Below are 13,588 nucleotides of genomic sequence, written 5' to 3' on the forward strand. Positions count from 1 at the left end.
TTAATAATAGATTTAAGGAGAAATTAAGAAACGAAAATAAAAAAAGTTATTGACTTTTCCCATAAAATAGTTCCACCGGATATATCGCTAAAAATGGTGAGAATTTTAGTATGAGGAGACCAAAACAGATAATATCAAGGTTCCAAGATCATCATTTCTATAATATCAAAAAAATACAGCTTCCTTATAAAACAGCATTTGATCTTTGTATAAAGGCCTGACAGTTAATCTGGTTTATATTCAATTAAAGCGTTCTGACAAACAAGACACAGCCAGAAGAACAGATTCTGCAAAATAACAATTTTTAGGGATTGATGCGCTTATTCCACCTTAATAATTTTGCCAATGAGACTGGGAGCAATTTTTCTCAACTCATCGTGCCGTTTTTCCAAAGTTATACAGTATTAAAGCCTTTAATGCCCAAATTTATTTCTGCTCCCAGCCCCAAGCCGGCTCAGCACTGATTTAATTCTTCACAACAAAAGAAGAAACTAAAAGAAAAATGAAATTCATATTAACTAAAAAATGTAGACATGAAAATCCTACTATTTATATCGTTTTTATTACAAATATCACTTCTCATAAATGCTCAAAATGGCTCCATTAGTGGAAGAGTTATCATGCCCGAGAAAGAGAAAGCACCGATCAACATTGGAATTGCGGGAACTAACAAGGGAACTATTACAGACAAGGATGGAACGTATACGATTCACAATTTAAAACCCGGAGACTATACCATTAAAGCCTCTTATGTTGGATACAAGCCCAGGGAAGTATCTGTGACAGTTTATTCCGGCGAAGAAATCAAAGCTCCTGATATAATAATGGAGAAGACGGAAAGGGAAATAGCCGAAATCATGGTATTAGGGAATCATCAATCCGGTTATTCGGTGCAGCAACCTTCACAATCGCTAAGATATAACATGCCGTTACTCAGAATGTCTCAAAACATTCAAATCATCAGCAAAGAGGTACTGGCCGACCAGCAACTCACGGATATGCTCGAAAGTGTATCCCGGAACACCAGTGGAGCCCAGATGATCGAACACTGGGGAACATTTGCCAGGATTAATATGCGTGGCTTTAAGTTGCCGGCTTTCCGCAACGGAATGAACGTTGATCTTCCATGGGGACCACTAACCGAAGACCTGTCGATGGTAGAAAGCATAGAGTTTGTAAAAGGTCCAGCGGGTTTTATGCTTTCTTCCGGGGAACCGGGAGGATTCTATAATGTGGTAACCAAAAAACCAAAATTATTGCAGACAAACGAGGCCAGTATCATGATGGGGTCGTTCAACACAATACGGGCAACAATAGACATTGGAGGAAATATAAGAGGAAATGATAAACTGCTCTACCGCTTCAATGCAATGGGGGCCATGAAGAATACGCACAGAGATTATGAATTCAACGACCGATATACCATTAACCCTTCAGTAACATACCTGCTAAATGATCAAACAAGCCTTACAGCTGAATATATCTATCAGTATTCCAAATTATCGGTGGTTGGTGCCGCCTATGCGTTTGCTCCCGACAAAATGGGATCATTACCCCGTGATTTCACCCTGGCCGAGCCAAATATTGATCCCACTGATATCAGGGAACATAATGCATTTGTAACACTTCAACACAGGCTTGCGGATAATTGGGAACTGACAGCACAACTTGGATATCTTGACTATAAACTTGTTGGCTCTTCCCTCTGGGCCGATTCCGTAAGCTCGGAAGGCCTTGTTTACAGAAGCTTAAGTATTTGGGATGCCATCAGTAATGCAAAATCAGGACAGGCTTATATTGAGGGAAAAGTACAAACAGGATCTGTTGGGCATCATATTCTTACAGGAGTTGACATGAGCACTAAGAGCTATTACGCCGACTGGTTTCAGGCTGGTCCGTTAGCCGGAGAAAACAACCCGCTCGATATACACAATCCGGTACATAATGTACCCACCTCACAAATGCCTGTTTTTGACAGGGAAATCAGCATTCGGCAAAGAGCCTTTAACGGAAGTTACCCTGCCGCCCAGACATTGCAGTCTTCTGCATTCTATTTACAGGATGAACTGGGATTCTTTGCCGATCGGTTACGACTGACTCTTGCCGGAAGGTACACACATTATACAACATCTGTATACGGAGACAATACTGATGACAAAGTTTTCACACCCCGTGCGGGTATCAGCTTCTCTATCGATGAAAATACTTCCATTTACGGACTCTTCGATCAGTCATTCCTCCCCGAAGCAGGAACAGATAAAGAAGGGAACGCTTTCGATCCGGTTAAAGCCAAAGATATAGAAGCAGGAATCAAAAGAAAATGGGCCAATGGCAAATGGAATTCATCCATCACATTTTACCGAATAACCAAGGAAAACGTATTGACATCCGATCCCGAAGATGCCAACTACCAGGTTCAGCTTGGAGAAGCCCAATCAGAAGGAATAGAATTCGATCTTCGTGGCCGGATTTTGAGCAGAGTTGATATCATTCTCAACTATGCCAACACCGATGTAAGAATAACTGAAGACACTAATCCCGACATTGTTGGTACAAGCCTTGCAGGACATGCCAAACACATGACAAACGGGTGGCTGAAGTATACCTTCAATGCCTCACAACTGAAAGGCCTTGGAGTAGGACTGGGTTACCAGTACCAGATTGATCGTTCGTCATGGAACTGGGGAGCTGACAATAAAGCTATCCTTCCGGACTATTTCAGACTGGACGGGACTATTTCGTGGGAGAAAAAGGCCATTGCTATCAGGCTTAATATAAACAATCTCCTGGATGAATATCTCTATTCCGGAAGTGGCTATGAAAATTTTTATTACTGGCAAACAGAACCGGGAATTAATTACCGCCTAAGCGTCAATTATGAGTTTTAATAAACTCGTTCACTTTGTTCATACAATCGTAATTATCGAACGGTTGTATGAACACCTTTTGACTTAAACAGTTTTTTCATGATAAAAAAAATAACTTTTCAACTGCATTTGTGGCTTGGACTGCTTTCGGGGATTGTTGTTTTCATCGTTTCAATCACCGGAAGCATCTATGTTTTTCAACCGGAGATCATTTCCTGGTTACGACATGAAGCCATATATGCTGATAATCCTCAAAAAAAAACGCCTCTCTCTCAGCATAGATTGTGGGAAACAGCCCGGGCCAACTTATCTGAAGAGGAAAAAATCTCCTGGGTCAACATCTACAACGATTCCCGTAAAAACCAAATTTTCTACAGCTATGATGTTAACCCTAATGCCCTTACCTATTTTGGCTTCATTAATCACTATAAAGCATTATATATTAATCCATACAACGGAGAAATAGAAGGAGCCTACAACGAAGAAACGGGCTTCTTTAATATTGTAAAAATTTTGCATTGGAGCCTGCTTTTAAAAACTTCCATAGGGCAGCCAATTGTCGGATGGGCTACACTTATTTTTGTAATATTACTAATTACTGGACTAATACTTTGGTGGCCAAAAAGTTTCCGGGGTACAAAGAATCTGTTACTCATAAGATGGAAAAAGACAACCAGTCTTTATAAAAAATTTTATGACCTTCACAATGTTCTTGGTTTTTGGAGTCTCACAGGAACATTGATTATTGCTCTGACAGGAATGGTTTGGGCATTTAACTGGTTTCAAGCCCTAGTATACGTAACAGCTGCCGGAACAACAATACCTCCCAAGCAGTTAGAAGCCCGGTCAAAACCGGGAATGCATGAAATAGTCAGTCCGATTGACATAGCGTTGATCGAAGCCAGACAAAAATACATTGACGCCGCCGGTTTTCGAATAATACCACCTTCGGACAGTACAGATGCTATCAACATATATGTGCAACAAAAGGAGGGACTCTATTACATCAATCACCAATTACAATTCGACCAATATTCAGGCAAATTACTGGGGGAACGCAAACATGATGACAAGAATGCCGGAGAAAAGCTGATCTCGGCCAACTACGACATTCATACCGGTGCCATATTAGGTTTACCTGGCAGGATCCTGGCTTTTATTGTAAGTCTAATTGCTGCATCACTCCCAGTTACCGGATTTATGATGTGGTGGAAAAGAAAACGAAAACGACAATCCTCTTTATTCTAATCAGTACTTATCCACAAACCCGGCAACATTAAAAAAGAAATAAAGGAATTATCCGATGATTAAAAAGACACTGCTGAGAATATTCAATATCAGAAATGAGATACCCGAAGTTGAAATAACAATTCTCTACGGGACCAAATCAGGAAATTCGGCATTCATCGCAAAAGAAGCTGCTAAGTACTTCAAAATGCAGGGAGTTGAAACGAAAGTAGAAAACCTCTCAAAATATCAGGTTGCTCAACTGGCAACAGAAAGCACCGTTTTTATTGTTATAAGTACACACGGAGAGGGCAATCCTCCTCCCGGGGCTTCATCTTTTTTTAATGAACTAATTGCTACCGACATCTCTATAGATCACCTAGACTACGCCGTCTGTGCTTTGGGGGATTCCGGTTATCAATTCTTTTGCCAGGCCGGAAAAACTATTGACCAAAGATTTAGTGCACTAGGAGCAAATCCCCTTTTGTCCAGAGTTGATTGTGATGTGAATTTCAGAGAAGTAGCTGCCAGTTGGATAAAGAATGCATATCTTCAGTATAAGGTTAAAAAAACTAAAATCCATTCTGCCCCGGCAGCCATTACCAGCTGCTCCTGCCCCGGCAGTAGCAGTACTGAAGCCATCGGTCAGTCCAAAATTGATGAATGTACCGACATCACGACCCCAACATTAAAAAACAACACTCATCAAGGGATTATTAAACATAGATTTAGATTAAATCCGGATTCTTCATCCGGAATATATCACATTGTAATAGACATTGATCCGGGAAAAACCAAATATACTCCGGGAGACAGCATTTCTGTCATTCCCGGGAACCCTGCACCTTTAATTGATAAAATTCTTTATCAACTTAATGTTTCCTGGAATCACCCTGTTACATTTAAAAGACACAATGTAGCATTTGGGGAATTGCTTCAAACGAAATTGGAAATCACTACCCTGCATAGAGAATCCATTAAGAGATATGCAGAAGCAACAAAAAATGTAAAGTTAAAATCCCTTTCAGAAAATGAGGTAAAAATCACAGAATATTTAAAAAACAAAGATATGCTTGATCTTATTACAGATTTTCCCGCCCGCTTGTCTCCTGAAGAAATAATTAATATTCCTGAAGAAATGCGCCCCCGGCACTATTCTGTTGCATCAAGCCAGTGCAAAACACCTGGCGAACTACATCTAACTGTAAAACAAATTGGCTATTCCAATAAAAAACGAACCTACTACGGGGCATGCTCCACCTATCTCACTTCCTGGCTCAAAACAGGATCAGAGGTACAATTCAAACTCGCACCCAATGAAAATTTCCGGTTGCCTTCTGGCTCCGGAATTCCCGTTATTATGATTGCTGCAGGAACAGGAATTGCTCCATTCATCAGTTTTTTGCATCATCGAAGTGTTACAAACGCAACAAAAAACTGGCTTATTTTTGGTGAAAAGACCAGAAAGTCTGATTTCCTCTACAAAAATCAGCTCATTGAATTTGAAAGAAAAGGTTTTCTTAGACATTTAGATCTTGCCTTTTCCAGAGACAATAAACCAAAGCAGTATGTACAGGACAAAATTATTGAAAAGTCCACATTACTGTCTGAATGGATAGAAAATGGTGCCCATATTTATGTATGTGGCTCCATAAAAATGGGACAGGGAATAAAAGAAACTTTAAATCAACTCCCATTGTCTGAAATAATTCCGAATAAAAAGAAACCCTCCAATCTTATTGATTATCTTAGATACAAAGGGCAATATTTTGAGGATCTATATTAATCAGGTACAAAAATTCATCAAAAACCAGTGAATCTAACGCGCAAAAACGTTCATGATTTACTGGCAAAAACAATCAGGGGCTGCCCAATATTATTTGGACAACCCCTTTAGTTTTCATATAGGTAAATTAGCAGAGTGTTGGCTTAGAAACCGGGATTTTGATCCTCCTGCGAAATTTCATTATTAGATGAAATCTCGGTTTGAGGAATCGGAAAGTGTTCATGTTTTCCTGCCACAAATCCCAGCGGACTCAATACTTCTTCGGCATCGCCCCAACGAACCAAATCCCAGTAACGACTGCCTTCAAAGGCCAGTTCAAGCTGACGCTCAGCTTTAATGGCTTCACGCAGGTCTTCCTTCGACATGGGGGAATCATACGTATCCAATTCAGCCCTCTCCCGAACCTTGTTCAATTCGCGACGGGCACTTGCTTCATCATCGTCCTCATTATAGGCCTCGGCAGCCATCAACAGCACATCGGCATAGCGAATGAGACGCCAGTTGGTGGTGTAGTTGAGCTCAGGAATTGAAGCACCGCTGGTATTGGTTTGATCCGCAAATGTGGTATACTTCATTCGAAGATATCCCTCGTAATCATGAGCAGGCATAGGATTTCCATCATCATCGGTATCCGGATTTATTTCGCCCCCGGCAGCAATAAACTCCGATTCACTCATGATGGTTGCCTCATATCGGGGCCCCTGATCCCCCATATCATCAAATGCCTCACCTATGGAAGCAGTAGGAAGATTAAATCCCCATCCGGGAATAATTCCAATAGTATCCAGCTTACCAAAGAATGGTGCGCGGGGCCCCATCAACTGAACGTGGATGTTGGATTCAGCACCACCACCCCATCCAAAATTACCCCAGTCGTATCCTTCCTGGGATGTATAAAGAACTTCAAAGACAGATTCAGTTCCCAGTTCTCCTGCACGCTTCCAAACATCGCCAAAATCAGGTTCCAGTCCATATTCCTGCGAAGAAATGACTTGTCCCAAAACAGTATGGGCGTCATTCCATCTCTCCTGATACAGGTATACTTTGCCCAGAATAGCTTGAGCGGTTCCCCTGGAGACTCTGAATTTTTGGTTTTCGGGAAGCTCAGACTTCAATGGAAGAACTGAAATAGCATCCTCAAGATCGGTCTCAATCTGTGAATAAATATCGGCCCTGGGGGCACGAGGTTTGTGATAGTCTGCCACTGAAGTAGGATTTACGGTATAAAAGGGAACATCTCCAAAGAGCGTAACCAGTTCAAAATAATTCCATGCCCGAATAGCCTTTGCTTCAGCGATTATCTGTTCACGAAAATCGCTGGTCGGTTCGATACGCTCAATAATGGTATTACATTGATTAACCGCTTTATAGAAGCCTTCCCATATTGCAGTTGTCACCGGATTGTCCGCTTCATTCTTAAAATCATCCAGGTTCTGATAGGGAAGTTGATCACTGGCTGAAGAACCGGCATTACAGTCGTCGGCAGGCAAATTCTTTGCAAAATAGGCACTATTCCAGTCACGACCGTAATTCCATTGCATTAAATCGTATACACCAATTATCGTGGACAATACTTCCTCATCTGTAGCAGGATAAATATCGCTGGATAATCTTCCGGCGGGATCTACCTCAAGAAAACTATCGCTACATGCCGGCATAATGATCAATAAAACAGCCGGAATCCATTTAAAACATTTATATAGTTTCATATTTCTCAGATTTTTGGGGGTTTAAAAATTTACTGACACACCAAATATCATCTTCCTTGGAATAGGATAAACACCGCGATCTACTCCCTGACTCTGGGCGTTGGTACTTCCTGCTTCGGGATCAAGTCCCTCATAATCAGTAAAAGTAAAGAAGTCGTCAAGAGAAATAAAAACGCGAGCTTTAGAGAACCCGAGTTGATTGAGAACACTATTTGGAAGAGAATATCCTAACTGCAATTGCTTAATACGAGTATAAGACCCGTCCTGAACCATCAGGTCGCTCCGGTAAATATACTGACTGCTCCCGTCGGCCCGGGGCATGGATGCATTGGTATTGTCAGGGGTCCATCTGTCGGTATAGAAGTATTTGGGCTTATTAGACAAGGGTCTGTCAGGACGATACCATGCAGTATAAATATCATTCCCTTTGGTTCCCTGAAGGAAAACTCTAAGGTCAAGACCTTTGAAAGCCAAATTAAGATTTGCTCCATACAAAATATCGGGATGCGGATCGCCGATTTTTGTCAGGTCAGCCGCCGTGATTTCTCCATCACCACTAACATCTACCACATTGGGCAAACCTGTGTTTTCATTAATACCGTTGGTCTTGTATCCGTTAAAATACCAGATGGGTTCTCCTTCCTCAAACCAGGTTAAATCATATCCTCTAACATTGGCCCCTGCAATTGGAGCCTCCTGATCAAGACGTGTAACCTCATTGTTGAGGGTAGCAAAATTAACATTCGCTGAAATATCAAAATCTCCGTAACTATCGGTGTAACCGAGCTCAAATTCAAAGCCTGAATTGGAAACATCACCGCCGTTAACAAAAGGAAAATCATTCCCTACAGAAAGCGGAAACATACCAACAACAATCAAATCTTTGGTGATTTTATCATAATAGTCGGCAGAAAAATTGATTTTTCTATTAAGGAACCTTGTATCGAGCCCCACAGAAAGTTGCTCGGTGCGCTCCCATTTCAGATCATCGTTTGTGAGCTTTTCTATTTGGGCGCCCGAAAAATAGCCTGTTTCAGAGGGATTAGGATAATAAATACCTGACACAATCCAGAACTCCTGATCCGAAGTACCGGAAAGGATTGATGTACTACCATTTTGTCCCCAGCTGGCACGCAATTTCAAATAATCCATAAACTGAGGGTTCCAGAAATCCTCTTCCGAAATAACCCAACCGGCAGAAAAAGCAGGGAAAGTTGCCCATTTGTCTCCTGAAGAAAAGACACTTGCTGCATCTCGTCTAACTGAAGCCTCAAACAAGTATTTGCTTAAATAACTGTACGAAAAACGACCAAATACAGAATTCATGGTTTCTTCTTCAAGGTTTCCACCAACAACATCCTGTTCTCTCGAAGTGGTATGATCGTGATAAGCAAATCTATCACCTTCTTTCGCCATTGGACCGGAATACAAATACCAGTTAGGATGCAATCTTCTTTCTGCAGAGTAACCTAAAAGGAAAGTCATGTCATGGTCATTAAAGACAGTTTCATAGGTGGCAAAATTCTCCCATAGCCAGTTAAAATATTTATCCAGATTATCACTTATGGTGTTTGTCCCATTCTGGCTCTCTGAAGAAAAGTAGAATTTCTTATTCCAGTTATGCAACTGAATATAAGACAAATCCAACCCCAATCGTGAGGTTATTGTCAATCCGTCCAAGGGCTTAATATTGCCATAGACAGTTCCCATAAGTTGGTCCCTGATTGTTTCATTATTGTATGTTTGCAACCGGGCAACCGGGTTTGCAATTTCACCCGTCACATTCACCGGAAGCGCATAATAACGGCCCTGATCATCGGTTAGCAAAGTATGACCGTCGGCCAATGCATCTCTTTCTTTCTGTGTTTCCTCTCCTTGTTCGTAATAAACAGGCGTGGTCGGGTCCATTAGAAGAGCATTGTTTAAAACGCCGCGATACTCATCATCCTCTCCAACAGTACTTCTTTTTGAATGTGAGTAAGTAAAAGTATTGCCTACTTCCAACCAATCCTTAATATCATGTGAAGAGTTTAAGCGAAAAGAAAGTCGTTCATAAGATGCTTTATCCCCACCAACAACTCCCTCTTGAGTATTATAGGCGACAGAAGCCAGATAATTAGAGATTTCTCCTCCACCCGAAAAACTAAGATGATGCCTCTGCATTGGTGCCTCTTCAAACACTTCATCCAGCCAATCGGTACCGGTTCCGATACCTGAGGGTACATTAACATTGGCGCCCTGCTCATCCATATACTGAGCATATTCCTGAGCATTCATGAGTTCCATGTTGGTTTTCACGCTCTGAATACCATACTGGAAATTATAGCTCACATTTCCTTTGCCCGATTTCCCTGTTTTGGTAGTAATAATGACAACACCATTACCGCCTTCAGAACCATAAATTGCTGAAGAAGCGGCATCTTTGAGAACTTCAATCGACTCAATGTCTCCCGGCTCAATGTTATCGATATCGCCCACTTTCATTCCATCAACGATGTAAAGAGGCTCGGAAGTCTGATTGGAGTTGGTACCCCGAATTCTTACCTTAGCTCCGGCTCCGGGCGAACCAGAGGTAGGTAAAACGGTAACTCCGGCCGTACGTCCCTGCAAGGCTTGTTCAACACGAGTGTTCGAGGCTGTTTCAAGCTCCTGAGCATCAACACTCGAAATGGCTCCGGTAACCAGTGATTTTTGTTGAACACCATAGCCGACAACGACCACTTCATCGAGGCCGGCCATTTCTTCCTCCATGGTAACATTAATAGTAGTTTGATCGCCAACAGGAAGCTCCCGGGTTTTGAACCCGATAAAACTAAACTGAAGTACATCTCCGCTTGAAGCCTGCAGTTCATAATTACCATCAACATCGGTAATTGTTCCCTGCATGGTGCCTTTGATCACAACATTAACACCGGGAAGCGGTTGGTTCTGCGAATCGGTCACTTGTCCACTGACCGTTTTTTGCTCTTGCGCGAAAGAAACTGAAGTAAAAATGAAACATGCTGCAAGAGCTAACGTAAATCCGTTAAAGGCTTTCAGCCCTCCGGATTTGACCTTTTTTAACAGGTCACATTCCAAAAAAGATCGAATCTTTTTCATAAATTTGCCGTTTTACAGGTTTTAACAATAAAATAGTTAGAATCTGGAGCAGGGGTGTTGCCCGGTCCAACGCCAATTTTTCCGGGGCAGCATCCCTTTTTTAATGTAAATCATAAACTTATGACTACAAATCCTTAAAAATCTTTCTTTAAACTCAAATAATTATTTTACATAGGCATCTTTTTATAATTAATATTCTATTTTGCGTTTGTTCATAAACTTGCAAAAATTTCCACAATATTCGTGTCTGTTCAGAATGTGTCAGTTGCAAGGCTTGCGTAGTCCGAAAATACATAGTTTACTCATCTAAATCAGTTATTTTCGGACGAGCGTAACACAGCAAATGGTATTTTTATGAACAAACGATTCACTTAACTATCCACTATTGACTATCCACTATTGACTATCCACTATTGACTATCCACTATTGACTATCCTGACTATCCATAAAACCTTTATCCCATAATCACCAGAACTTCATGTGTTCCTCTGTCAAACTTTTCAATTAGGTTACCATCAATGGCTTTGCCATCCATTTCAACCAGGGCTACTCCTTTGCTTACCGACTTTGGATTTTCAACTTTAATGTTAAAGGTAGTTCCCCTCAATTTTCGTTTTATTTTAAATCCTTTCCATGAAGGGGGTATACAAGGATCAATTCGTAGCCCGTCATAATCGGGGCGAATTCCCAGAATATACCTGGTTACGGCATAATAATTCCAGGCTGCTGTACCGGTAAGCCAGCTGTTTTTTGCCTCCCCGGGTTTATGTGCATCTTTGCCTGCAATCATCTGGGCATATACATAGGGTTCAGTACGATGAAGCCCGGAAATATCCTCCAGATAGGCCGGACAAATTTTCCTGTAATATTCCCAGGCACGTTCTCCTCTTCCAAGCACTGTTTCACCGATCATGATCCATGGATTGTTGTGACAGAAGATGCCTGCATTTTCTTTATATCCCTCCGGATAAGAAGATATCTCTCCATACTCAATCATGTATTTAGTAAAAGCAGGATTGTTCAGAACGATACCATAGTCACAATCGAGCCGCTCCTTTACAGAATCAAGTGCTTTTTCAACCATTCCTTCTTTGAGGCCGATCCCGGCCATTGAGCACCATCCCTGGGATTCAATAAATATTTGACCTTCTTCATTCTCCTTACTTCCCACTTTTCTCCCGAAAAAATCATACGCTCTGAGAAACCATTCGCCGTCCCATCCATGTTTTTTAACAGCTTCCACCATTTTATCGACATGCTTTTGTGCTTTTTCAGCTTCACTCACTTTTCCGGTTTTCCGACAAAGCCTCACAAACTCATGTCCATAAACCACGAACAATCCGGCAATCATCAATGATTCGGCTGTTTCGCCCGATCGATTTTCAGTGGTCTGAAACGACTCATCCGGGTCATTCGAGAAACAGTTAAGATTCAAACAGTCGTTCCAGTCAGCTCTTCCTATCAAAGGTAATCCATGTGGCCCCAGATTATTGACAACATGGTAGAAGGAGGCCTTAAGGTGCTCAAAATGGGGTTTTGCAACCGAAGCATCATTATCAAAAGGAACCATCTCGTCGAGAATTCCATAATCACCTGTTTCTTTGATATATTCCGCGGTTGAAAGGATAAGCCATAGAGGGTCGTCATTAAAATTGCCGCCAATTGCATTGTTCCCGCGCTTCGTGAGCGGTTGGTATTGGTGATAAGCACCACCGTCTTCAAATTGAGTTGAGGCAATATCAATTATTCGTTCACGTGCTCTCTCAGGGATCTGATGTACAAAGCCGATAAGATCCTGGTTGGAATCTCTGAAACCCATTCCGCGTCCGATACCCACTTCAAAATAGGATGCCGAACGCGACAGATTGAAAGTTACCATACATTGATACTGGTTCCAGACATTGACCATTCTGTCAAGTTTTTCGTCACCGCTTTCCAATACAAACTTGTCGAGCAGATTGTCCCAATATTTAATTAATTCGGAAAAAGCACCATCAACCTTTTCTGAGTTATTAAAACGCTCAATCAGATTTCTTGCCGGCTTTTTGTTAATTATATTTTTGCCTTCCCATTTCTCATCTTCATTGTTTTCTATATATCCGAGGATAAATACCAAATCTTTACTTTCTCCAGGCCTGAGTTCAATTTCAAGATAATGCGAGGCTACCGGCGACCATCCGTGAGCATGGGAATTGCGAGGTTTACCCTCCAAAACCGTCTGCGGTTCAGAAAGTTCATTATACAGGCCGGCAAAACTTTCCCTGTCGGTATCAAACCCCTGAATTGGTGTATTAACGTGGTAGAAAGCATAATGATTTCTGCGTTCTCTGTATTCTGTTTTATGGTAAAGGGTGGAACCATCTATTTCCACCTCTCCGGTATTCAGATTTCGCTGAAGGTTGTTTTGATCATCTTCTGCATTCCATAAGCACCACTCCAGAAAAGAGAACAATTTGAAACTTTTAGGTTCCGATGAAGTATTGGTAATCGTCATTTTTTGAATTTCGCACCACGACTTCAAAGGGACAAAAAACAATACTTCAGCCTTTAGCCCGTTCTTTTCGCCGATAATCCTGGTATAGCTCAAACCATGCCTGCATTCATAACGGTCCAGCTTTGTCTTCACAGGCTTCCATCCGGGCGACCATATATCATGTCCGTCATTTATATAAAAATACCTTCCTCCATTGTCCATCGGCACATTATTGTAACGAAAACGGGTAAGCCTTCTGAATTTAGCATCCTTGTAAAAAGAATATCCTCCTGCCGTATTGGAAATGAGTGAAAAAAAATCCTCATTCCCCAGATAATTTATCCAGGGCCATGGTGTGGCAGGTGCAGTAATCACATATTCCCGGTTTTCGTCATCAAAGTATCCAAACTTCATTCTTTTTTCTTT

Annotated in this window: 6 protein-coding genes; 3 read left to right on the top strand and 3 right to left on the bottom strand. The window is 41.5% G+C overall.

All coding sequences use genetic code 11. The features are described from left to right. Nucleotides 1–533 precede the first annotated feature (533 nt). From OQ5_RS0115440 to OQ5_RS0115450, 3 genes are all read left to right on the top strand, one after another. Entirely contained in the window at nucleotides 534–2,888 is a 2,355-nt protein-coding gene (locus tag OQ5_RS0115440; protein WP_026055331.1) for a TonB-dependent receptor, read from the top strand. A 78-nt stretch (nucleotides 2,889–2,966) separates the two neighbouring features. Beyond that, on the top strand, nucleotides 2,967–4,115 hold the full coding sequence (locus OQ5_RS0115445) for a PepSY-associated TM helix domain-containing protein (protein ID WP_016778349.1): 1,149 nt from the start codon (nucleotides 2,967–2,969) through the stop codon (nucleotides 4,113–4,115). 55 nt (nucleotides 4,116–4,170) lie between these two features. After that, nucleotides 4,171–5,880 (top strand): diflavin oxidoreductase, encoded by a 1,710-nt coding sequence (locus OQ5_RS0115450; protein WP_016778350.1) that lies wholly within the window; start codon nucleotides 4,171–4,173, stop codon nucleotides 5,878–5,880. 143 nt (nucleotides 5,881–6,023) lie between these two features. Here the strand turns inward: OQ5_RS0115450 and OQ5_RS0115455 are convergent, their stop codons facing one another. The 3 genes from OQ5_RS0115455 to OQ5_RS0115465 all read right to left on the bottom strand — a co-directional run bounded on the left by OQ5_RS0115455 (nucleotide 6,024) and on the right by OQ5_RS0115465 (nucleotide 13,576). After that, a complete protein-coding gene (locus tag OQ5_RS0115455; RefSeq protein WP_016778351.1) occupies nucleotides 6,024–7,589 on the bottom strand; it encodes a RagB/SusD family nutrient uptake outer membrane protein in 1,566 nt (521 codons plus the stop codon). Between the two features lie 21 nt (nucleotides 7,590–7,610). After that, nucleotides 7,611–10,688, bottom strand: coding sequence for a SusC/RagA family TonB-linked outer membrane protein (locus OQ5_RS0115460; RefSeq protein WP_016778352.1), 3,078 nt, complete (start codon nucleotides 10,686–10,688; stop codon nucleotides 7,611–7,613). A gap of 455 nt (nucleotides 10,689–11,143) precedes the next feature. After that, entirely contained in the window at nucleotides 11,144–13,576 is a 2,433-nt protein-coding gene (locus OQ5_RS0115465; protein WP_016778353.1) for a GH36-type glycosyl hydrolase domain-containing protein, read from the bottom strand. Nucleotides 13,577–13,588: the final 12 nt, after the last annotated feature.

The sequence above is a fragment of the Anaerophaga thermohalophila str. Valhall genome, from assembly GCF_000250735.1.
Classification (GTDB): Bacteria; Bacteroidota; Bacteroidia; order Bacteroidales; family Marinilabiliaceae; genus Anaerophaga; species Anaerophaga thermohalophila_A.

Bases quoted from the DNA above. Each gene is read 5' to 3' on its own strand.
- OQ5_RS0115440 (WP_026055331.1), top strand. From the start codon at position 534: ATGAAAATCCTACTATTTATATCGTTTTTATTACAAATATCACTTCTC.
- OQ5_RS0115445 (WP_016778349.1), top strand. From the start codon at position 2,967: ATGATAAAAAAAATAACTTTTCAACTGCATTTGTGGCTTGGACTGCTT.
- OQ5_RS0115460 (WP_016778352.1), bottom strand. From the start codon at position 10,688: ATGAAAAAGATTCGATCTTTTTTGGAATGTGACCTGTTAAAAAAGGTC.
- OQ5_RS0115450 (WP_016778350.1), top strand. From the start codon at position 4,171: ATGATTAAAAAGACACTGCTGAGAATATTCAATATCAGAAATGAGATA.
- OQ5_RS0115455 (WP_016778351.1), bottom strand. From the start codon at position 7,589: ATGAAACTATATAAATGTTTTAAATGGATTCCGGCTGTTTTATTGATC.
- OQ5_RS0115465 (WP_016778353.1), bottom strand. From the start codon at position 13,576: ATGAAGTTTGGATACTTTGATGACGAAAACCGGGAATATGTGATTACT.